Here is a 21942-nt window from a genome sequence, read left to right on the forward strand (position 1 = left end):
GGAAAGGTGGTGATCTGCGATATGAGTCTACAACAGTTAATTAATAAGGTGATGGCCTATAACCCCGGTGCCGATATTGAGTTAATCGAGCGGGCCTATCATACGGCAAGTAGGGCCCATGCTGGGCAGCGTCGAGACTCGGGGGAGCCCTTTTTTCAACACCCCCGAGAAGTGGCGATGATCTTGGCGGATCTGGAGATGGACACCGTCACCATTTGTGCCGGTTTGTTACACGATGTAGTGGAGGACACCGACGTCACCCTCCAGACCATTGTTGAGGAGTTCGGTGATGAGATTGCCCTGTTGGTTGAGGGAGTAACCAAACTGACCAATATGTCCTTCGAGACCCGGGAAGAAAGCCAAGCCCAGAACCTGAGAAAAATGTTTCTGGCTATGGCGGAGGATCTACGAGTGGTGATGATCAAGTTAGCCGACCGGTTGCACAATATGCGCACCTTGCGGTATCTATCGCCGGAGCGACAACGACGGATTGCCGAGGAGACTCTGGAAATCTACAGCCCCTTGGCCCACCGGCTGGGTATTTGGGCCCTCAAGTGGGAAATGGAGGATTTGGCGCTGCGGCATCTGGAGCCGGAGGCCTACTATCAGCTGCGCCAGCTGGTAGCCAAGGAAAGGCAAGAGCGGGAAACCGATATCGAACAAGTGAAGGAACAACTCCAGAAGCGCCTTCGGGAAATGGGGATCGCCGCTGAGATTACCGGCAGACCGAAGCACTTTTACAGCATCTACCAAAAGATGCAGTCTCAGGGTAAGCAGTTTGAGGAGATCTATGACCTGTTGGCGGTTCGGGTGATTGTAGATTCAATCAAGGATTGCTACGGAGTTCTGGGGATTGTTCACACCATGTGGAAACCGGTGCCCGGTCGCTTTAAGGACTATATAGCCATGCCAAAGTCCAACATGTATCAATCCCTGCACACTACGGTAATCGGTCCCAAAGGCGACCCCTTTGAGGTGCAGATTCGTACCTGGGAAATGCATCGCACCGCGGAAATGGGAATTGCCGCTCACTGGTTGTACAAGGAAGGGTATCCGAAGCGGACTCAGGAATTCGAGGAAAAGGTCGCGTGGTTGCGTCAGGTGATGGAGTGGCTTCGGGAGATGAAGGAGCCCGAAGAATTCATGGCGGCTTTGAAGATCGATCTCTTCGAGGATGAGGTATTTGTCTTTACCCCGAAGGGAGACGTTAAGAATCTGGCCGCTGGATCTACGCCCGTGGATTTTGCCTTTAGCGTTCATACCGACATTGGTTTGCGGTGCACAGGAGCCAAGGTAAACGGTAGAATCGTTCCCTTGGACTATGAGCTGAAGAACGGAGATATTGTGGAGATCTTAACGGCTAAGACTCCCTCGGTCAGTCCCGACTGGCTCAAGTTTGTGCAGACGTCTAAGGCTCGCAGTAAGCTCCGCAGTTACTTCCGAGGCCAGCAACAGGAGGAGAATGTGGCCAAGGGCCGAACGATGCTGGAACGGGAAGTACGCAAAGCTGGGGTGGAGATGGCCGCGGTCTTCAAGGAACAGGTGCTGCAGGATGTTGCTCACCGGTACGGATACGCCGAAGCCGATGACTTGTTGGCTGCCGTGGGCTTTGGGAAGATTCTTCCTAGACAAGTGCTCCACAAAATCATTGGGGTGGATGATCCCAGCGATCGCAAGGAGGTGGCCCCGGCTCCACCGAAGCGAACCCGGTATGGTCCCGGCGTTCGGGTAAGGGGGATGGACAATCTCCTGGTGCGGATGTCTAAGTGTTGTCGCCCCGTTCCCGGTGACCAGATTATCGGATACATCACCCGAGGTCGAGGAGTCTCAGTGCATCGCATCGATTGTCCCAACGTCAAGAGCCTACCGGCGGAGCGGGCCATCGAGGTTGAGTGGAATGCCGATGAGACCCAGAACTACCCGGTGGGTATCGAGATCGAAGCCATAGATCGCAGAAACATCCTAGCGAACATTGTCAATACCGTGAATGAGAACAAGGCCAGTGTTGGTGCGGTTAACGCCAGGACCTCTCGGGATCGGTTGGCCAATATCAGCTTGACGGTGAATATCTCTGACCTAGATCGCCTGCATGACCTCATTCGGAAACTGCGTCAGGTCGATGGGGTATTGGGGGTCCAGCGAGCCAGGCTGAACTAAGGCAGAAGGGGGAGTTAGATGCGGGCGGTAGTCCAGCGGGTGGCAGAGGCTCAGGTTGTGGTTGAAGAAAGGGAGATATCCCGGATTCAGCGGGGATTGCTAGTCCTGTTGGGAGTTTCGGCAACGGACACCGATGAGGATGCATCTTACATTGTGGACAAGCTGATTAACCTGCGGGTTTTCCCCGATTCCCAGGGGAAGCTAAACTTGTCCGTTAAGGATATCGGAGGCGAGATCCTCTTAGTCTCGCAGTTTACTTTATATGGTGATTGTCGTCGGGGGCGACGGCCCAGCTTCACTGCCGCCGCGAAGGCGGAGCTGGCGGAAGCTTTGTATGAAAGGGTAGCCGCGGACCTACGTGCCAGCGGGCTGAAGGTAGGTACCGGTGTCTTTGGGGCCGATATGAAAGTGGGGCTGGTTAACGACGGACCGGTAACCTTGCTCCTGGACAGCAGCAAGGAATTCTAAGGGCATGGCATCGGGTTAGTTCTGTGGGGAAAGTGGGTGTCAGGTTTGGAGATTCTGCGACATCAGGCAGCGTTGCTTGATGCCAATAGTTATTTGGTAGTGGATAGAGAAGAGCAGGTGGCGATGGTGATTGACCCGGCCGCGGATCTTACCGAGCGATTGGAAGGGCTCTTGGAAGAGGGTATCACCTTGGAGGCGATTTTGCTCACCCATGGCCACTTTGATCACATTGCCGGCGCAGGTCTGTGCAAAGAGTTGTGGCCTGGCGCAAAGGTAATGGTGCATCGAGCCGATAGCCCTATTATTACCGACCCCGTTGCCAACTTGTCTCAAGCCTTCATTGGTCAAGCTATCTCGGCGCCGCCGGCGGATCGAGTCTTGGAGGAGGGCGACAGGATAAGCTGTGGCTCGTTGGACTTTCAAATTTTAGCCACCCCAGGGCACAGTCCCGGCAGTATCTGCTGCCTCGGCCACGGTTACCTGTTTAGTGGGGATATCCTCTTTTGTGGAGGGTATGGCCGCACCGACCTTCCGGGAGGCTCCGGTGCGCAATTGTACAACTCTCTGCACCGCTTGGCGCAGCTGCCAGGAAATTTGCAGGTGCTGCCCGGACATGGTCCGGGATGTACCTTGGCTCAGGCACTGCAGGGGATTGGCGTTGGAGGCTGGGAAGATGCCTGATGCTCGTATGCTGGCTTATAAGCCCAAGATTTTCCTCGAAGTCAACCCTCCGCAGCTACAGCAGACGGGAATCCAAGGAATTCTCAGTGTCTTTCCCCGGGCCGAGATCCATACCGATGGCGGCGCTGGGACGGCTGAGGGCGATGCTGGAATATCCATTGAGGTCAAGACCGATGGAGCCGGACTGAACATTACAGGGCGAATTCTGCGTCAAGGTGACCTTATCGAATTGTCGGACTGTGATCGGGAGATCGGTCAGGGCAATTATGCTCCTTGGCAGTGGGAACAGCGCCGGCAGGAACGAGTTAAGGGGATGGTTCAGCAGCTCTTAACCGCGGGATTTGGTGTGGAGGAGCCCCCTTGGGGGATTCTGGTGGGAGTTCGTCCCACCAAGATGGTGCATCGCTATCTTGACCAAGGCTTGTCGGAGGCAAGGATTGAGGAACTGCTTCGGGACGTCTACCGGATGAGGTTCGATAAAATTGAGCTGTTGATGCAGGTGGTTCACAGCCAGCGCCGGTTTTTTACCCCGGAAAGTCGTCGTCGGGTGTCAATCTACGTGGGCATTCCCTTTTGTCCCACTCGCTGTCATTATTGCTCCTTTGCTGCCTATCCCTTGGGCACCCATGGGCATTTGGTTGAGGGATTCTTTGCTGCGCTTTTGCAGGAGGTGGAATCTCTTGGCCATTGGTTGACGTCTTTGGGGATTCAGGCCGATACCTGGTATATCGGAGGAGGGACCCCGACGATTCTAACTGCCGATCAGTTGGAGCTTCTCCTTGAGCGGATGCGAAGCTGCTTACCCCACCCCCAATTCAGAGAATTCACCGTTGAGGCAGGAAGGGCTGATACCATCACCGCCGAGAAGCTGCAGGTGATGCGAAAATATGCAGTGAATCGACTCAGTATCAATCCGCAATCGATGCAGCAGCGAACCTTGGATGCCGTGGGGCGGCGTCACACCGTTGAGCAGGTGATTTCTGCCTTTGCCCTGGCTCGGGACGCTGGATTTGAGACGATCAACGCTGATTTGATCCTTGGGCTTCCTGGTGAAAAACCCGAGGATGTGACCGATACTCTGGCGAAAATCCGGGAGCTAAATCCGGAAAATCTCACCGTTCACACCTTGGCGGTAAAACGAGCCGCCACTTGGCGGCACCAAGCCGAAGAGCTGGCCTATCCCACCCCAGAGGAAATGGAAATAATGGCTGAACTAACCAAGGAGTACGCCTTGGCGCAAGGATTATTACCCTACTATCTATATCGGCAGCGCTACACCGTGGGTGATCTGGAGAATATCGGATACGCCAAACCCGGTACCGAGTCGGGATACAACGTCTTTATGATGGAGGAACGCCAAAGTATTATCGCGTTAGGGGGTGGCGGAATCACGAAATTCGTCTATCCCGATGAGACCGTTGTTCGGGTGATCAATCCCAAGTGTTCCGCAACCTATGCTCAGAATCTCGGAAAACTACTGGAGGAAAAGAAAGCAGCCTTAACCAAATGGTGCAAAGAGGGCCTCAATTGTTGACATGGCTGTCTACTTTATTCTACAATTAAACTAGTATTTTTCCCGGTATTATCGTATATCAAACGAGGGGTGCGGATAATATGGTCTTTCGAACAATGAGAAAGCGATTTAAGGGAATCGTCTGGGCAATTGCTATTACCTTCGTACTAGGTTTATTGTACGTTGGCGGCTCCGCATTGTGGCGGGGAAATCCACTGATGGATGCTGCGGTGGCATCGGTTAATGGTAAAGAGATTGGGTATATCCCGTGGTATAACACCTATTGGCAGCTGGTGCAAAGTCAACAGGCCGCTGGTATGCCGGTGACCGCGGATCAGGCGGAGTTCGTACAGTACTATGCACTTCAGCAGCTAATTGGCCATGAGCTCTTGCTGCAGGAAGCTAATGCCCGGAAGATTAAACCCTCGAAGGCCGAGATTGATGCGCAGCTGCAGGCGCTGAAAGAGGAGTACGGCGGCGCTTCGGCCTTTGCCGAGCAGCTGGCAGCCAGCAATTTGACCGAGGCTGATATCCGGGAAGCGATCACAGAGAGTTTGAAGATTGAAGAGCTGCGCAATCAGGTGACCGCTAACGTCACCGTTACCCTCGATGAGGTTAAGACTGAGTATGAGGAAGTGAAAGCATCCCATATTCTGATTCGGCCCGATGGTTCTGACGATGAAGCCTGGAATGCGGCCTTGGCCGAGGCCGAAGAGGTATTGGAGCGCCTGAGAACGGGCGAGGATTTTGCCGAGGTGGCCAAGGAAGTGTCCCAGGATGGCAGCGCCCAAGAGGGCGGTGATTTGGGGTGGTTCAAGCGGGGCGATATGGTACCGGAGTTTAGTGAAGCCGCCTTTGCTCTAGCCATCGGCGAAATCAGTGAACCCGTTAGATCCCAATACGGATACCATATTATTAAGGTTTTTGAGCGCAAGACCGCGGAAGGCGAAGAGTTTGCCGCGGCTGAGGCGGAACTCCGCGAGGAGATTAGAGAGAGAAAACAGAGCGACGAATTCAACGCATGGTATGCCGAAGTAGTGGAGAAGGCTGAGATCGAAGTGCGGGATCCCCGAATGAGGGGTTATGAGGCGCTGCGGCTGGGTAACTACGAAGAAGCTGCTGAGGCCTACCAGGAAGCTACAGCCTTTTATCCCGATGATCCCTATCTGTACAGCAGTTTAGCTTCTGTGTACGACAGATTGGGCCGTACAGAGGATGCCCTGGAGCAGCTGAAAATCGCTGTTGAAAAGACCGAGTCGGATCCTGAGCTATACCTGCAACTGGGCGACAAGTATCGAGTTCTGGAGCGGGAGGAAGAGGCGGTTACCGCTTACTCCAAGGCTTCCGAGCTGGCTCCAGAGGATTTCATGATCCATCTGCAGTTGCTCAACGCCTATACTGCCATGGGTAGGCAGGACCTTGTTGCCGTGGAAGAGGAAAAATTGGCTGAAATTCAAAGGATGTATGCTGAGATGAGCCAGGCAAGTGTCGAGGAAGATTCCACTGAAGCAGAAGATGAGTCCGCTGAGGTAGAGACTTCCCAGGAGTAAGCATTTGGTTCGTCTAACCCAGAGTTATCCAAGAGTGGTGGTGGACATCCACCACTCTTTTCGTAACAGAGGAACGGAGGCAAGAAGATGGCAGAGATTACTGCCCCAAGGGGTACTTACGACATCCTACCGGGAGAGTCCCGGCGATGGCAGTACGTAGAGGACATGGTTAGAGAAATCTTTCACAATTATGGATATGAAGAATTCCGTACTCCCGTTTTTGAGCATACGGAATTGTTTGTTCGAGGGATCGGGGATGCCACCGATGTGGTGCAAAAGGAGATGTACACCTTCACTGACCGGGGGGGACGGAGCCTGACTCTTCGCCCAGAAGGTACCGCTTCGGTGGTGCGTGCCTATCTAGAACACAAACTGCAGGGAGCTTCTCAGCCCGTCAAGGTGTATTATTCCTTCCCGATGTTTCGTTACGAGCGCCCGCAGGCTGGGCGGTATCGTCAGTTCGTTCAGTTTGGGGCCGAATGCATCGGCACCGCTGACCCCATTGCCGATGTAGAGATGATCGCAGCTCCAGTAGAGTTGTACCAGAGGCTGGGCCTGCGAAAATTCCGCGTGGAGATTAATAGCATTGGCTGTCCCCAGTGTCGTCCTCGGTACCGAGAGGTATTGGTGGAGTGGCTGAAGCAGCGGAGCGAGGTTTTGTGCCAGACCTGTCAGGAGCGAATGGAGCAAAATCCCCTGCGGGTGTTGGACTGCAAGGAAGCAAGCTGCCAGGAAGCCACGGCAGAGGCCCCCTTGGTTACTGACTACCTTTGTGATGAATGTGAGACGCACTTTGCCAAGGTGCAGGATTATCTCCGGTCGCTGGAAATCCCCTTTGTGATCAATAAGAGATTGGTTCGGGGATTAGATTACTATACGAAGACAGTTTTTGAGATTATTTCCGAAGGTGTTGGAGCCCAAAGCTCCATTGCCGGCGGTGGTCGCTATGATGGGTTGGTTGAGGATGTAGGCGGACAACCTACCCCTGCTGTGGGTTTTGCCGCAGGTATGGATCGTTTGTGGCTGGCCCTGGAATCGGAAAAGGTAGAGATACCGGTAAGTCTGGACTTTGATGTGTATGTGGCGTGTCTGGGTGACTCCGCTCGTGGTAAGGCCGTGGATCTGGCCTTTGCCCTGCGCAATGAGGGTTGCCGTGTGGACCTTGACTACCAAGGCAGGAGCCTAAAGGCTCAGCTAAAATCCGCCAATCGCAGCGGTGCCAAGGTTACCGTCATTCTAGGAGAGGACGAGCTGCAGCGGGGAGTTGCCTCGGTGCGCAATATGGAATCGGGAGAACAACAGGAGGTTCCATTGACGGAACTATTATCCTTTTGCAAGTCTGTGCTGTAAAAGGCCCGAAGATAAATAGGGAGGTGGATGGCAACTGGCGTTGCCATAGGACTATGGGAGAAGGAAGACAGGGTTCAACAACATGGCAGTTGCCCACTCATTATTGTGGGCAGTTGCGGAGCGAGCACGTGGGTCAGGTGGTTTCCCTTTGCGGTTGGGTGAATACCCGGCGAGATCACGGTGGTGTGATCTTCATCGACCTGCGGGATCGGACGGGTCTAGTACAAGTTGTCTTTAATCCACAGGAAATCGACGCTGAAACCTTTGCTATAGCCGAAAAACTTCGGGGAGAATTCGTAATTAATGCCGTTGGACGGGTGAGGGCCCGATGGGAGGGGAACGTCAACCCCAATTTAGCCACCGGCGAGATCGAGATAGTTGCCTCCGAGTTACATATCCTCAACCGCTCAGCAACGCCTCCCTTTGCCGTGGATGGTAAGAGCAACGTCGACGAGAGTCTGCGGTTGAAATACCGATACTTGGACCTGCGGCGCCCGGAAATGCAGGAGATTCTCATGATGCGGCATCGAGTGATGCAGATAGCGCGACGGTATCTTGACGAGCATGGATTCTTGGAGATCGAGACTCCCTTGCTGGGTAAGAATACTCCCGAGGGTGCCCGCAGCTTCCTGGTGCCCAGCAGGCTGCACTTGGGTAGTTTTTACGCGCTGCCGCAATCGCCGCAGCTCTTTAAGCAGTTGTTGATGGTCAGTGGCTTTGACCGCTATTTCCAAATTGCCCGCTGCCTCAGGGATGAAGACTTCCGGGCCGATCGGCAGCCGGAGTTTACCCAGATTGACGCGGAGATGTCCTTCGTCGATCGGGAGGTAGTGATGGAAGTTATGGAGGGAATGATCCGGCGGATCTTTGCGGAGACCATCGGTGTTACCCTTCCAGACCCGGTGCCTCGCATGAGCTATGATGAGGCCATGAATCGCTTTGGCTCCGATCGACCGGATACCCGCTTTGGACTGGAGCTAGTGGATGTTTCCGAAGTTGTGGCCAATTGCGGTTTCGGTATCTTTACCAATACCGTAGCCTCCGGTGGAACCGTTCGGGGAATCAATGCCGTCGGTTGCGGTGAGAAGTTTGCTCGCCGGGAAATCGACGAGCTGGTGGACTTGGCCGGGAAACACGGTGCCAAGGGTCTAGCCTGGATGATCGCCACGGAAGAGGGAGCCCGGGGTTCCATCGTCAAGTTTTTCGCCGAGGAGGAACTGAGAAGGCTGCTGGAGGCAATGGAAGCCAAGCCCGGGGACCTGTTGCTGTTTGTCGCGGACAGAGAGAAGGTAGCTTTGGATGTTCTGGGCCGGTTGCGTCTCTATCTAGGAGACAAGCTGGGCCTCATTGACGAGTCTCGCTTTGATTTCCTCTGGGTGATCGATTGGCCGCTGCTGGAATATGATGAGACGGAAAAGCGGTACGTTGCCGCCCACCATCCCTTCACAGCACCGATGGATGAGGACCTTCCTCTGCTGAAGACCGACCCCAGTAAAGTCCGGGCCAAGGCCTATGACTTGGTAATCAATGGGTACGAGGTTGGTGGCGGCAGCATCAGGATCCATACCCGTGAGGTACAGGAAGCGATGTTCGAAGTTCTTGGCTTTTCTCCGGAGCGGGCCGAGGCCAGCTTTGGCTTTTTGCTCGAGGCCTTTGAATACGGAGCACCCCCCCATGGTGGGATCGCCTTTGGAATGGATCGGTTGATCATGTTGCTCACCGGGCGGGACAACATTCGCGACGTCATTGCCTTCCCCAAAACTGCCAGCGGCGCTGACCTCTTGGCCGATGCTCCCGCGGAAATTTCCTCGGAACAGTTACGGGAGCTGGGGTTGCGACTGGCCCCGGAGGTCGAGACGGGACGGGAGTAGCAGATGCCGCCCTTGGATGCAAGGGGCATGTGGCGGCGAAATAGCCGCTAAACTCTGGAAAGACAGCGAATCCCTGAGATGTTTGGGGCTAATCGTTAAGAATGTGTGAATTTTACTAGAAATCAACTCTTGCGAGGCCTTCTACCCTGTGGTATTATGAATGTGCGGTCGGGGAAACCCCGGCCACAGGGATAAAACAGAGACTTTGCAAGGGCAAAGTGAAGGATTAAGTCAATATTGCCCTACTGTGTTCGTGGTCAAGCTGGCTTTGTTATGAGCCAACACCATAACAAAGGGAGCTTGGCTCTACCGGTGGCGTGCAAGCCCCTCAGCGGGGACGCATAAAGCCGGTGGGAGAGCACCCACCTGCATAGAGCAGGTTCATCAACGGCCAGTCATCAGCGGCATGGTGGGGATACCTAACCCGGGTTCTTCCAGTATCAACCTTCTAGGTTGGTAGGGGAGGAACCCGGTTTTGTTATAGAGAATTTTGTTAGGTGGCTTAGGTTATATCTATCTGCAGTAGGGTATGGAGGAATCGAAGGAATGACGCTAAGGCAACAAAGTCTATTTGCCAGAACGCAGATGCTTCTGGGCGCTGAGGGTCTGGCCCGATTAAGGGACAGCACCGTGGCGGTGTTTGGAGTGGGAGGGGTCGGCTCCTTTGCCGTGGAGGCCTTGGCTAGGGCTGGAATTGGGCATTTGATCATCTTTGATCACGACGTAGTGGACGTCACCAACATTAATCGACAGTTACCGGCCTTGGTAAGCACCGTGGGCCAGCCTAAAGCCCAGTTGATGGCAGCCAGGGTATCGGAGATTAATCCCGATGCCAAGGTGGAGGCAAGGGTTGAGATGTTTACGGAAACCGACGTCGACCTGATCAACCCGGAGTGGGACTACGTGGTTGATGCCATTGACATGGTTTCCGCTAAGGTAGCGCTGATTGCCGGGTGTGTCGAGAAGCAGGTGCCAATTGTGGCTGCCATGGGGGCGGGCAACAAGTTGGATCCAACTCGCTTCTTGGTAGAGGACATTAGCAAGACCCACACCTGCCCCTTGGCTAAGGTTGTTCGGCAGAAGCTGCGACAGCGGGGCATTGATCATGGGGTCAAGGTAGTCTTTTCAACGGAACGGCCGCAAACCCCACACTATCCCGAGGGTCAGCCAGGGAAGCGGGTTCCCGGAAGTGTTTCCTACGTTCCTCCGGTGGCGGGAATGATTCTTGCCAGCGTAGTAGTCAATGACCTGGTGGGGGCTAGCAAGGGGTAAGGCATAGGAATGGCGTTGGTGAGGAGGGGGAGTTGTTGCTGGATTTATTTGCAAGTGCCAATGACAAGGCCAAGCAGGATGCTGCGCCCTTAGCGGTTCGGATGCGACCCAAGGACTTCGCAGAGTTCGAGGCCCAGCATCACATCGTTGGCGAGGGCAGCCTACTGCGGCGGGCTATCGAGGCTGATCGCCTTCAGTCGATGATCCTGTATGGACCGCCGGGCACCGGTAAGACCACTCTGGCGGAAATCGTGGCCCAGCAAACCAAGGCTCGGTTTGTTAGCCTCAATGCGGTGATGGCCGGAGTTAAGGATATTAAGGCGGTGGTGACTGAGGCGGAAAATGAGCTAACCTACTATGGGCGCAAGACTATTCTCTTTATCGATGAGATCCACCGCTTCAACAAGGCCCAACAGGATGCATTGTTGCCCTTTGTGGAGAAGGGTGTGGTGATCCTCATCGGGGCGACGACGGAGAACCCGATGTTTACCGTCAACAAAGCCCTTTTGTCCCGCTCACGCATCTTTCAGCTCCATCCCCTGCCCCAGGATGCCATGAAGCGCCTGTTACACAGAGCACTTACCGACACTGACAAGGGCCTGGGCCAGTATCGGGCACAGGTTGATCCCCAAGCCCTGGAACATATCATTCAAGTGGCCGGTGGTGACGCCCGCAGTGCCCTGAACGCGCTGGAACTGGCGGTTCTTACCACCGCCCCCGGTGGCGATGGTAACAGGCATATTACACTGGAGATAGCCGAGCAGGCAATTCAGCGACGGAGGGTCAACTACACCAAGGACGGCGATGAGCATTACGATGTAATCAGTGCCTTCATTAAATCCATTCGGGGTTCCGATCCCCAGGCGGCCATCTATTGGCTGGCTCGTATGCTCTATGCCGGGGAAGACCCGGAGTATATCGGCCGGCGCCTGTTGATCTCCGCGGCGGAGGACATTGGATTGGCTGATCCCGCTGCTTTGGGGGTAGCGGTCAGCGCGGTGCAGGCCTTTGAACGGCTGGGAATGCCGGAGGGACGAATTCCCTTGGCCCAAGCCACCATTTATTTGGCCTTGGCGCCGAAGAGTAATTCTGCGTACTTGGCTTTGGATGCTGCTTTGCAAGCGGTGGAGCAGGGAACCGACGATGGTGTCCCCAATCACCTGCGGGATGGAAGTAGTGGGGGAATGGAGCGCCTGGGTTTGGGTAGGGGCTATTTGTACCCCCATGATTACCCCAATCATTGGGTGGATCAGGAGTATCTCCCTGAAGGTCTTCAAGGACAGTGTTTCTATCATCCATCAACCCAAGGGGAGGAAAAGAAGCTAGCCCAGGTGTGGCAGGAAAGAAGGTCCGGTGGTGAGAGGTCTCGATCCTAGGCCAGCCGATCCAAATTGGCCTGTAGGTCCCTAAACATTAAAACTAGCGCGGTCACGATAAGGCTGAGGAAAAAGAAGGTGGAAAAGACACCGAGATATAGGCGATACCGAGAAGGTATTTTAGGAAAAAGCCTTCTTGTTTTCCGTGATTTCCCACTGGCTTTAGACACTGTGCACCCTCCATACTCATAGCTGATCAGATCAGTTCGGGTTGCGATAACGAACTCCTGCCGCCGGGGCTTTCTCTTCGGAGGGCAGTGCTGGATTAGAGGGAGATAAATAGCAAAACCTTATTATTGACAGTATTGAACCGGTGTGATAGGATAAGTCTGGTAAATCCAATGTGTTTACTCGGAATTAAAACGCCAGGAGGAGTTCGACTAGATGCGTATTTCAACAAAAGGGGAGTACGGGCTCCGGGCTATGCTAGATCTGGCTTTGCACTATGGAGAAGGGCCGATTTCCCTGAGAACTATAGCCGAGCGTCAAGACATATCCGATCACTACCTGGAGCAACTGATGGCTAGTCTGCGTAAGGCTGGTTTGGTGACCAGTGTCAGGGGAGCACAGGGTGGCTATCAACTGGCCAAGGATCCGCAGCAGATGACAGTCGGTGAGGTTATTCGAGTGTTGGAAGGCCCGATTTCTCCCATGGCCTGTGTAGATGAAGATGACAGTGAACCCTGTAGGCAGCAGGAAGGCTGTGCCACCCGAGAATTATGGAAACGGCTGCGGGATTCCATGACCGATGTACTTGATTCCACAACCCTGGAGGATCTAAAGCAGAGGGCATTGGCCATGAATTCGGGGGCAGACTCTTTTATGTATCACATCTAAACCCACTTTGGGGTACACCGAAGAGAATTGAGGGCATTCACGTGGAGGAATTAATCTATCTGGACCATGCGGCAACTACTCCGATGCGGTCGGAGGTAAAGGAAGCGATGTTGCCTTATCTATCGGAGCATTATGGCAATCCCTCCAGCATCTATCGAATCGGCAGAGAGGCCAGAGCCGCTGTTGACGAGGCACGGGAGACGGTGGCAGATATCTTGGGGGCCATGCCCAAGGAGATTGTGTTTACCAGTGGAGGTTCGGAAGCCGATAATCAAGCCATCTTTGGTGTTGCTCTCGCTAATCGATCCAAGGGGAAACACATTATCACCACAGCAATTGAGCATCACGCGGTCTTGCACACGGTAGAGTATCTGGAAAAGCTGGGATATAAAATCACCATCCTTCCCGTTGATTCCGACGGGTTAGTGGATCCCGAGTCGGTGCGTCAGGCCCTGACCGATGAGACCATCCTCGTTTCCATCATTTACGGCAACAATGAAATCGGGACCATTCAACCGATTAAGGAGATCTCCAGTATACTTAAGGGCCACCAAGCGGTGTTTCATACCGATGGGGTGCAAGCTGTGGGGCACATTCCCATTGATGTGGTGGATCTAGGAGTCGACATGTTGTCCTTGTCGGCCCACAAGTTCTATGGGCCCAAGGGCGTAGGGGCACTGTATGTTCGACGGGGAGTGAGATTTTCACCGTTGATTCATGGTGGGGCCCAGGAAAATGGCCATCGTGCCGGGACGGAAAATGTGGCAGGGATCGTAGGCCTGGCCAAGGCCTTGGAGTTGGCGACGGAGGAGATGGAGTCAGAGAGTGCTCGCCTCACGGAATTACGGGACTATCTGATCGAGGGTCTGGAGTCTCAGGTGCCCCATATGCGAGTTAACGGGCATCGTACTCGGCGGCTACCGGGCAACGTCAATGTCTGTTTTCGGTACATTGAAGGGGAGTCTTTGCTGCTGAATCTGGATATGAACAACATCGCGGCGTCCAGTGGTTCTGCTTGCACCTCCGGTTCCTTGGAGCCTTCCCATGTGCTGTTGGCCTTGGGGCTTCCCCACGAAATTGCCCATGGTTCATTGCGGATGACCCTGGGTAGGGATACGACCAAGGAAGAAATCGACCGCGTGCTAGAGATTCTGCCCGGAATAGTTGATAAACTGAGGAAAATGTCGCCGCTGTACAACGATTAGGCACCAGCAAGGGGAGGGGATTTTAGAGATGTATTCGGACAAGGTGATGGACCACTTCAACAACCCTCGTAATGTCGGCGAAATTCCGGATGCCGACGGGATTGGTGAAGTAGGCAATGCTACCTGTGGGGACATTATGAAAATCTGGATTAAGGTTGATGATCAGGATCGCATCATAGATTGTAAGTTCAAGACCTTTGGCTGTGGCGCCGCCATTGCTACCAGCAGCATGGTGACGGAGATGGCCATCGGTAAGACCTTGGATGAGGCTTGGCAGGTAACCAACAAGGCTGTGGCCGATGCCCTCGATGGGTTGCCTCCAGTCAAGATGCACTGCTCCAATTTGGCTGCCGATGCATTGCGCAAAGCCATCGAGGATCTGAGAAGTAAGCGGGAAGCTAAGGCTTCGGTGGAAGGATAACATTGGCCTTTGCGGCTATTATAGTATCATTCTCCAGCAAGTGGCACACGGTTGTTCCGTGTGCTTGTTTTTTGTCCTCTCAGCAGCGGACATACTATTGATGGAGTTGTTCATCGGTAAGTGAGGGATCCACCATGCGGCTGGGAAAGAGATTGTTGGGGATGGATGTGTTTGTCCTCTCGACGGGACGCAATCTGGGCCAAGTTCAGGATCTCATCTTTAGTGTCAGCTCCAGCAAACTAATGGCACTACTGGTCACCGCCAAGGACCTGGTGGACGGTGAGGGGAAGCCTTTGGAGTTTGTCATCAAGCTCGATGATGTGCATCGGGTGGGTAGCGATGCAGTGATCATTGGGGATCTGACGGTACTGCGAAGGATGGATGAGATCTTGTCCATGGGAGGTACTTGGAGTCAGACTCCCGACATCGTTGGTTTGCCAGTGATCACCACCGGGGGCACTTTACTGGGTACCCTAGATGACGTACTAGTAGACACCCAGACAGGGGACATTCTAGGGTTTCAGCTCTCCGATGGGTTGATTAAGGACCTGTTGACCGGTCGGGTTGTGATCCCAGCCTCCAGTCAATATCAGCTGGGCAGCGAGGCCCTAATTGTCCCGGAAGATACGGTGGACAAGTGTGCTCCGGTAGAATCTTTTCCCCAGACGTAGGTAAGGGCTAATGGCAAGTCACATCCACAGGAAAGGAAGCGATGGTAGGATGAATCGGTCTATAGGAACCCTCTTCGCAGGCATGGTAGTTGGAGCTGCCTTGGGGTACTTTATGACGCAAAATAACGGCAGAGCTCAACGGATGATGTCCAATCAAGCTGATCGGATGGCTAAGATGGCACGACGTACCGCTTCGATGATGCAAAGCGGTGCCCAACGCCTCAATCCGGCAATGAAGGCCGGTAGAACCATGGTATCAGCAGCGATGCGAAGCCTGCGGTAGTTGAGTTGGTATACAGGGAGTAGTCGGTATGGGTCTCAAGCCCCGACAATGGCGGCAACTCACAGTGATTAGTCTGGTGGTGGCGGGAACAATTTTCCTCTATCTGGTGAGGGGAATTTTGTTCCCTTTTTGGCTTGCTCTGATTTTTGCCTATATTACTAATCCGGCGGTGAAGAAACTAGAGGAGCGGCAGGTTCCTCGTTCCGTTGCCATCATCCTGGTGTACGTCATATCGATAGCAGTATTGGCAGTTCTAGCCTCAAGGGTTGTACCTAGATTGGTTGAGGAAATGGAACAGATTGTCGTTGTTCTGCCCCGGTACATGAAGGAGCTGTCGCAGTTGGTTAACAGCCTGCTGGCGACTTTGGAACGATTTCGTCTGCCGATAGCTTTCACCGAGGCGGTGCTGGAAAGCGCCAGTCGGTTTCAAGGGTATATTGAGGGGTTTGTGCAGCGGTTGGTAGACGTTCTCTTGGGGATGTTTTCTCGCCTGTTTACTCTATTCCTAGTTCCCATTTTGGCCTTCTATATCCTTCGGGATCTGGAGACCTTCAAGGCCGGTGCCTGGCGGTTGGTTCCCTTGGGATATCAGGGCGAGGTTCGCCAGTTGATCCAGGATATCAATCGGGTCCTGGATGGATTTATTCGGGGGCAGATTGTGGTCTCTGCTGTTGTTGGGCTGTTGATCGCCATTTGCCTGGGTCTTCTGAAGGTAAGGTTTGCCTTGCTCTTGGGACTAGTTGCCGGGATCTTTAATCTGATCCCCTATCTCGGGCCTTTGCTAGGGGGAATACCAGCAACGATCTTTGCGTTGTTGGATTCGGAATGGAAGGCAGTTTGGACGATAGTGATTTTCACCGTCATCAACAACGTGGAGGGAAGCATCATCGCCCCGAGGATCATCGGGGATAGCGTGGGTTTACATCCCTTGACAATGATCTTCGTGGTATTAGCGGGGGGTCATTTGTTTGGGGTGGGGGGAATGTTGCTGGCGGTGCCGGTGGCGGCGGTACTCAAAACAGGCATTAGTTTCGTATTGCGCCAGGTGCTGTAGGGTTTCATGACAGGGAATGGGCTGTGTTGACAGGCTTGTCATCCTTTGGATATGATAGTATAGGTATATGACTGGAATATTTTTGTCGGCGGCCACGGCCGTGGAGCCGGCCTTGTCATTAGTGGGAGGAGTAGTCGGTGAAAGCGTTAACTGGTGATGAGTTAAGAGAACTTTACCTGAAATTCTTCGAGGAAAAGGGGCACAAGAGACTACCGGGGGCGTCTTTGGTCCCACACAACGACCCTACCCTGCTGTTGACAGGGGCCGGCATGGTGCCTTTTAAGCCATACTTCCTGGGTAAGGAAAAGCCGGAGTATACCCGGGTTACTACTTGCCAGCGGTGTGTCCGTCTCGCCGACGTTGATTCCGTTGGTAACAACAGTCGTCACGGTACCTTTTTTGAAATGCTGGGCAATTTCTCCTTTGGAGATTACTTCAAGAAGGAAGCCATTGCCTGGGCTTGGGAGTTTGTGACGGAGCATTTGGAGTTGGACCAAGACCGTATGTGGATTACCGTCCATCTTGATGACGACGAAGCCGAGGAGATTTGGGGCCAGATCGGGATTCCTGCAGAACGCATCGTTCGCCTTGGCGAAGACAACTTCTGGGAAATCGGGGTTGGACCCTGCGGCCCCTCCTCGGAGCTGCACTACGATCGTGGACCGGAGTATGGCTGCGGTGATCCCGATTGTAAGCCGGGCTGTGAATGTGATCGGTATCTAGAGATCTGGAATCTGGTCTTTGTCCAGTATCACAAGGATGAAGCGGGAGAGTACCATCTCCTGGAGCAAAAGAGTATCGATACCGGAATGGGTTTGGAGCGGGTAGCCTGTCTGCTGCAGAATGTGGACAGCATCTTTGACTGCGATATCGTGGCTCCCATTGTGGCGAAGGTTGCAGCGTTGGCGGGTGTGGAGTATGGTAAGGACCCCGCCATCGATAAGAGTATTCGGGTGATTGCCGATCATTCTCGCAGCATCACCTTCATGGCCTTAGATGGCATCCTGCCCGGGAATGAGGGCCGGGGTTATGTCCTGCGTCGACTGTTGCGACGGATTATTCGCCATGGGCACCTATTGGGAATGGAAGAAAGATTCCAAAGCCAGGTAATCGATGTCGTGATCAAGCAGATGGCTCCTGGGTATCCAGAACTGCTGGAGAAGCGGGAGTACATCCACAAGGTTCTCAGTATGGAGGAGGAGCGGTTCCTCGGTACCCTGCAGCAGGGAACCACATTGCTCGAGGAAATCATCGCGTCCTTAGAAGCTGCCGGTGAGAAGGAAATTCCCGGCGACGTCGCCTTCCGACTTTATGATACCTATGGCTTTCCCATCGAGTTAACGAAGGAAATCGCTGAAGAGCACCAGCTGGAAGTGGATGAGGCTGGGTTTAATGAACGGATGGAGCAACAACGGGCGACGGCCCGGGCAGCTCGAGCTAAGCAGGGATACCTGGGTGATGAGAAGGGCTCTGCCTATCGGGAACTGGCTGCCAAGTACAACGTGGAGTTTGTCGGCTACGATCAAATGGAGATGGCGGCCCAGGTTGTTTCCATTATTAGGGATGGGCAGGAAGTTGAGTCGGCCCATCAGGGAGAACGGGTTGAGGTTGTTATCGATAAGACTCCCTTCTATGCTGAGGGCGGTGGGCAGGTTGCCGATAACGGTACTATCACTGCCAAGGGTGGGGCCTTCACCGTGGAGTCAGTGTCCCGGGAAAGTCAGGGGCTAATTATTCACCATGGTGTCGTTGCCGCGGGAACCATCAACGTGAAGGAGGAGGTCCTGGCCACCGTTTATCGCGAGGATCGGATGGCAGCGGCCCGAAACCATACAGCCACCCACCTGCTGCATCAAGCTTTGAAAAACGTCCTCGGTGAGCATGTCAACCAGGCGGGGTCTTTGGTTGCTCCCGATCGGCTGCGCTTTGACTTTACCCATTTTGCCGCTGTGACGCCGGAGGAACTGGCTGCCATTGAGGCAGAGGTTAACGCCAAGATTTTGGCTAACCTCGTGGTGCAGGCCGATATGATGTCCTATGATGAAGCCATTGCCCAGGGTGCAACGGCTCTGTTTGATGAAAAATACGGTGATGCCGTACGGGTTATTTCCATCGCCGACTACTCCCAGGAGTTATGTGGCGGCACCCATGTGCGGCAGACCGGTGAGATTGGGTTGCTGAAGATCCTGTCAGAGGGTGCCGTTGCCGCCGGAGTGCGCCGGATCGAGGCTGTGACTGGAAAGGCGGCCTTGCAGCATGTGGCTGAAGGGGAGCGGATCCTTAATCAGGTGGCCCAAGAACTACAGACTACCCCCAGGGAGGTAGTGGAAAAGCTGGAGCGACTCCAGCTTCAGATTAAGCAGTTGGAGCGGGAAAACGCATCGCTACAGGAGAAGTTAGCCGCCAGCTCGGCCTCTGAGCTGGTGGAGCGAGCTGAGACCATCGATGGGTTGAAGGTCCTGGTCAGCGAGGTTACAGCCAGAGATGCCAGTGCCCTGCGGACCATCGGTGATCAGCTAAAGACAAAACTTGGTTCCGGTGTCATCGTGCTGGGATCCAAGGTCGATGATAAAGTACTATTCTTGGCCATGGTGTCTCCCGAGGCTGTGGACCGGGGAATCCATGCTGGAAATATCGTGCGTGAGGCGGCCAAGGTCGCAGGAGGCGGGGGCGGCGGGCGTCCCGATATGGCTCAGGCCGGTGGACGCAATCCCGAGAAGCTAGCCGATAGTCTCCAGGTAGCCTATCAGGCCGTTGTCAACACCGTGACCCACTAAATGTGAGATAGGACCGGAGGGGAAGCGATCAAGTCCTTTTGATTCGCTTCCCTCACTTGTGCAGGAATGCCATTGTCCCGTGCAGAAGGAAAAGATGAGGACAAATAGGTCTACAGTCCTATACCATTGAAACCCTGGGGGTGTTGGCAATGGACGACAAGGCTGAACGAACTACGATGTTCGGAGCCCTGCGCCGGGAAGACGCAATCTCGGGAATTCTCGACCTAGTGTACAGGGCACTGCAGGAGAAGGGATACGATCCTGTCAGTCAGTTGGTGGGTTTCTTGCTAACTGGGGATCCCACCTATATCACCAGCCATATGGGTGCAAGGGATGTAGTCAGAACCGTTGAACGGGATGAAGTGGTCGAGTACTTAGTTCGTTTCTATGCTGAACATCTCCAAGCTAAGGGTGACAGATAATTGGCTGTTGGTGGCAAAAGTGGAGTGAAATGAGTGAAATACCGGATTTTAGGGGAAACTGGTCTTACAGTTTCCCATCTGTGTTTTGGGGCCCTTACCATTAGCCCCTTGCAGAAAAATATGAGCATCAAAGCAGGGGCGCGAGTGATTCGCCGAGCTCTGGAACTGGGAGTTAATTTCATCGATACCGCTCAGCTGTATGATGCCTATGATTACATCCGAGAGGCCCTAAAGGGTTGGGATCGTCCCGTCGTCATTTGCACCAAATCCTATGCCTACACCCGGGAACTGATGGTAGAGGCCCTGGAGGAAGCTAGGCAGCGACTCCAACGGGATGTGATTGACATCTTCATGCTCCATGAACAGGAGTCAATACATACCATTCGGGGCCATTGGCCAGCCTTGGAGGTTTTGTTTGAGGCCAAGGCAAAGGGTATCGTTAGGGCGGTGGGAATTTCCACCCATTGTGTAGCCGCCGTCCGCCAGGGAGCTCAAGTTCCAGAAATTGAGGTAATCAGCCCGTTGATTAACCCCTTGGGTCTGGGAATTATTGGAGGCACAGCTGCGGACATGCTGGATGCCATCGAATTTGCTCATCTAATGGGTAAGGGCGTCTATGCCATGAAGCCTCTGGCCGGGGGGCATTTGTATCACGATGTCCGGGCCAGCTTGGAGTGGGCTTTTAGTAATCCCCATGTGCATTCCGTTGCCGTGGGCATGCAGTCAGAGGCCGAGGTGGATGCCAACGTGGCCATCTGCGAAGGGCGGGACAGCGAAGAACTGTTGGCAGCTGCTGCCGGGAGCTTGAAACAGCTGCACATTGATGACTGGTGTACCGCTTGCGGTACCTGTATCCAGGCCTGCAGCTCTAGGGCCTTGGCCCTAAGGGACGGAAAGCTGCATCACGACCCCAGTCGGTGTGTTCTTTGTGGATACTGTGCCGCCCGCTGCCCTGAGTTTGCCTTGAAGGTCATTTAGGTTAGTAGGAGAGAGCGTGAGTAGTGCGTTATTTGGGAATAGATTTGGGAAGCAAAACGATAGGCCTAGCGGTAAGTGATGAGTTGGGGCTGGTAGCCACCGGGATTGAAGTGGTGCCCCGGGTGGGATGGAAGAAGGACACCGCCCGTATTCGGCAGGTGATTGCCGAATACGAGATCGGAGCATTGGTGGTGGGTTTGCCAATTCGCACCGATGGTACTGAAGGTCCCGAGGCCCAAGGCGTAAGGGAGTGGGCAGATAGGCTTCAGCGGCAAGTGCAGCTTCCCCTGTACTATGCCGATGAGCGGTTTTCTACGGCCATCGCAGAGCAGGCTCTGTTGACCTTTGATGTCAGTCGCCAGAAGCGACGTAAAGTTGTTGATCAGGTGGCTGCCGCAGTGATTTTGCAGACGTGGTTAGATCGAAGACGGGCGCAAGCCCATCAGGTTGATGACTAATAAGGGGGCAGCACTATGCCGGAACAGGAAGACTTAATTACCCTAGTCGATGAAGCGGGCAACGAATAGGAGTTTCTTTTGGTCGAGGCCTTCGAAATTGATCACAAGAAGTACGTATTGTTGGAGCCGGTGGAGGATCCTGAGTTTGGTGCGATCATTTTCGCCGTTGAAACCGATGAGCATGGAGAAGAGATTTTGCGTCCCATCGATGATGACGATGAATTCGATGCCGTAAGTAAGGCCATCGAAGAGATTCTCAACGAGGATTAGTGGCTTTGGTGCCGGTAGGGAGGGGAGCGCAGGTTGCAGCAGATGGACAAACGTGATCAGACAGCGACGGGCGCAGGTGTTTTTGTTGCGATTCCCTGGCAGCGATGGCGCTGTTATCTTCGCCAAGGGATACACTGGGTGTTGCAGTTCCTGGTGGGAATAGTTGCCCTTGGTGCCGTAGTGCTGATGGTACTTGGCTTTGTCTCCTCCCACGCTTCCTTGCCCTTGGCCAACCCGAAGTTGGCAGTGGAGTCGATTCTGCACATTCCTGCCGGGAGCAGTAGTGCCGAGATCGGGAGGTTGCTGGAAGAACAATCCATCGTGAGAA

21 protein-coding genes and 1 other RNA gene are annotated in these 21942 nt (G+C 54.0%); all 22 read left to right on the forward strand.

Going from position 1 to position 21942, the window contains the following annotated elements; translation table 11 throughout:
• The first annotated feature begins 21 nt into the window (after positions 1–21).
• Entirely contained in the window at positions 22–2157 is a 2136-nt protein-coding gene (locus tag GX030_05320; GenBank protein NLV91802.1) for a bifunctional (p)ppGpp synthetase/guanosine-3',5'-bis(diphosphate) 3'-pyrophosphohydrolase, read from the forward strand.
• Between the two features lie 18 nt (positions 2158–2175).
• Positions 2176–2625 (forward strand): D-tyrosyl-tRNA(Tyr) deacylase, encoded by a 450-nt coding sequence (locus tag GX030_05325; GenBank protein ID NLV91803.1) that lies wholly within the window; start codon positions 2176–2178, stop codon positions 2623–2625.
• A 123-nt stretch (positions 2626–2748) separates the two neighbouring features.
• Positions 2749–3306: an MBL fold metallo-hydrolase gene (locus GX030_05330; protein ID NLV91804.1), complete on the forward strand. Its 558-nt coding sequence runs from the start codon at positions 2749–2751 to the stop codon at positions 3304–3306.
• Positions 3299–4840, forward strand: a complete 1542-nt coding sequence (gene hemZ, locus GX030_05335; protein NLV91805.1) for a coproporphyrinogen dehydrogenase HemZ — start codon at positions 3299–3301, stop codon at positions 4838–4840. Before GX030_05330 ends, hemZ begins: the two co-directional genes overlap by 8 nt.
• Positions 4841–4920: 80 nt before the next feature.
• Entirely contained in the window at positions 4921–6369 is a 1449-nt protein-coding gene (locus GX030_05340; protein NLV91806.1) for a tetratricopeptide repeat protein, read from the forward strand.
• A gap of 87 nt (positions 6370–6456) precedes the next feature.
• Positions 6457–7719 (forward strand): histidine--tRNA ligase, encoded by a 1263-nt coding sequence (locus tag GX030_05345; GenBank protein ID NLV91807.1) that lies wholly within the window; start codon positions 6457–6459, stop codon positions 7717–7719.
• Positions 7720–7772: 53 nt separating this feature from the next.
• On the forward strand, positions 7773–9590 hold the full coding sequence (gene aspS, locus GX030_05350) for an aspartate--tRNA ligase (protein ID NLV91808.1): 1818 nt from the start codon (positions 7773–7775) through the stop codon (positions 9588–9590).
• Between the two features lie 236 nt (positions 9591–9826).
• Positions 9827–10010: non-coding RNA, 6S RNA (gene ssrS, locus GX030_05355), on the forward strand.
• 126 nt (positions 10011–10136) lie between these two features.
• Positions 10137–10862 (forward strand): tRNA threonylcarbamoyladenosine dehydratase, encoded by a 726-nt coding sequence (locus GX030_05360; GenBank protein ID NLV91809.1) that lies wholly within the window; start codon positions 10137–10139, stop codon positions 10860–10862.
• A 38-nt stretch (positions 10863–10900) separates the two neighbouring features.
• On the forward strand, positions 10901–12238 hold the full coding sequence (locus tag GX030_05365; GenBank protein ID NLV91810.1) for an AAA family ATPase: 1338 nt from the start codon (positions 10901–10903) through the stop codon (positions 12236–12238).
• 384 nt (positions 12239–12622) lie between these two features.
• Positions 12623–13075 (forward strand): Rrf2 family transcriptional regulator, encoded by a 453-nt coding sequence (locus tag GX030_05370; GenBank protein ID NLV91811.1) that lies wholly within the window; start codon positions 12623–12625, stop codon positions 13073–13075.
• Positions 13076–13158: 83 nt separating this feature from the next.
• A complete protein-coding gene (gene nifS / locus GX030_05375; GenBank protein NLV91812.1) occupies positions 13159–14280 on the forward strand; it encodes a cysteine desulfurase NifS in 1122 nt (373 codons plus the stop codon).
• A 28-nt stretch (positions 14281–14308) separates the two neighbouring features.
• On the forward strand, positions 14309–14701 hold the full coding sequence (gene nifU, locus GX030_05380; protein NLV91813.1) for a Fe-S cluster assembly scaffold protein NifU: 393 nt from the start codon (positions 14309–14311) through the stop codon (positions 14699–14701).
• Between the two features lie 134 nt (positions 14702–14835).
• Positions 14836–15372 carry a hypothetical protein gene (locus GX030_05385; GenBank protein ID NLV91814.1) on the forward strand — a complete coding sequence of 179 codons (537 nt, stop codon included), beginning with the start codon at positions 14836–14838 and terminating at the stop codon, positions 15370–15372.
• 49 nt (positions 15373–15421) lie between these two features.
• Positions 15422–15655, forward strand: a complete 234-nt coding sequence (locus tag GX030_05390; protein ID NLV91815.1) for a hypothetical protein — start codon at positions 15422–15424, stop codon at positions 15653–15655.
• A 28-nt stretch (positions 15656–15683) separates the two neighbouring features.
• Complete coding sequence (locus GX030_05395) at positions 15684–16709, forward strand: AI-2E family transporter (GenBank protein ID NLV91816.1); 1026 nt, start codon at positions 15684–15686, stop codon at positions 16707–16709.
• A 137-nt stretch (positions 16710–16846) separates the two neighbouring features.
• Positions 16847–19486, forward strand: a complete 2640-nt coding sequence (alaS, locus tag GX030_05400) for an alanine--tRNA ligase (GenBank protein NLV91817.1) — start codon at positions 16847–16849, stop codon at positions 19484–19486.
• Between the two features lie 149 nt (positions 19487–19635).
• Positions 19636–19908, forward strand: coding sequence for an IreB family regulatory phosphoprotein (locus GX030_05405; protein NLV91818.1), 273 nt, complete (start codon positions 19636–19638; stop codon positions 19906–19908).
• Between the two features lie 33 nt (positions 19909–19941).
• On the forward strand, positions 19942–20886 hold the full coding sequence (locus tag GX030_05410; protein ID NLV91819.1) for a 4Fe-4S binding protein: 945 nt from the start codon (positions 19942–19944) through the stop codon (positions 20884–20886).
• Between the two features lie 23 nt (positions 20887–20909).
• Complete coding sequence (gene ruvX / locus GX030_05415; GenBank protein ID NLV91820.1) at positions 20910–21344, forward strand: Holliday junction resolvase RuvX; 435 nt, start codon at positions 20910–20912, stop codon at positions 21342–21344.
• A gap of 78 nt (positions 21345–21422) precedes the next feature.
• On the forward strand, positions 21423–21614 hold the full coding sequence (locus tag GX030_05420) for a DUF1292 domain-containing protein (protein ID NLV91821.1): 192 nt from the start codon (positions 21423–21425) through the stop codon (positions 21612–21614).
• Between the two features lie 33 nt (positions 21615–21647).
• Positions 21648–21942: hypothetical protein (locus tag GX030_05425; GenBank protein NLV91822.1), on the forward strand; the 295-nt coding region annotated here is incomplete at its 3' end.

This window comes from Bacillota bacterium (genome assembly GCA_012727955.1).
In the GTDB taxonomy this organism is placed as follows: domain Bacteria; phylum Bacillota; class Limnochordia; order DTU087; family JAAYGB01; genus JAAYGB01.

Bases quoted from the DNA above. Each gene is read 5' to 3' on its own strand.
- GX030_05320 (NLV91802.1), top strand. From the start codon at position 22: ATGAGTCTACAACAGTTAATTAATAAGGTGATGGCCTATAACCCCGGT.
- GX030_05325 (NLV91803.1), top strand. From the start codon at position 2,176: ATGCGGGCGGTAGTCCAGCGGGTGGCAGAGGCTCAGGTTGTGGTTGAA.
- GX030_05330 (NLV91804.1), top strand. From the start codon at position 2,749: ATGGTGATTGACCCGGCCGCGGATCTTACCGAGCGATTGGAAGGGCTC.
- hemZ (NLV91805.1), top strand. From the start codon at position 3,299: ATGCCTGATGCTCGTATGCTGGCTTATAAGCCCAAGATTTTCCTCGAA.
- GX030_05340 (NLV91806.1), top strand. From the start codon at position 4,921: ATGGTCTTTCGAACAATGAGAAAGCGATTTAAGGGAATCGTCTGGGCA.
- GX030_05345 (NLV91807.1), top strand. From the start codon at position 6,457: ATGGCAGAGATTACTGCCCCAAGGGGTACTTACGACATCCTACCGGGA.
- aspS (NLV91808.1), top strand. From the start codon at position 7,773: ATGGGAGAAGGAAGACAGGGTTCAACAACATGGCAGTTGCCCACTCAT.
- GX030_05360 (NLV91809.1), top strand. From the start codon at position 10,137: ATGACGCTAAGGCAACAAAGTCTATTTGCCAGAACGCAGATGCTTCTG.
- GX030_05370 (NLV91811.1), top strand. From the start codon at position 12,623: ATGCGTATTTCAACAAAAGGGGAGTACGGGCTCCGGGCTATGCTAGAT.
- nifS (NLV91812.1), top strand. From the start codon at position 13,159: ATGCGGTCGGAGGTAAAGGAAGCGATGTTGCCTTATCTATCGGAGCAT.
- nifU (NLV91813.1), top strand. From the start codon at position 14,309: ATGTATTCGGACAAGGTGATGGACCACTTCAACAACCCTCGTAATGTC.
- GX030_05385 (NLV91814.1), top strand. From the start codon at position 14,836: ATGCGGCTGGGAAAGAGATTGTTGGGGATGGATGTGTTTGTCCTCTCG.
- GX030_05390 (NLV91815.1), top strand. From the start codon at position 15,422: ATGAATCGGTCTATAGGAACCCTCTTCGCAGGCATGGTAGTTGGAGCT.
- GX030_05395 (NLV91816.1), top strand. From the start codon at position 15,684: ATGGGTCTCAAGCCCCGACAATGGCGGCAACTCACAGTGATTAGTCTG.
- GX030_05405 (NLV91818.1), top strand. From the start codon at position 19,636: ATGGACGACAAGGCTGAACGAACTACGATGTTCGGAGCCCTGCGCCGG.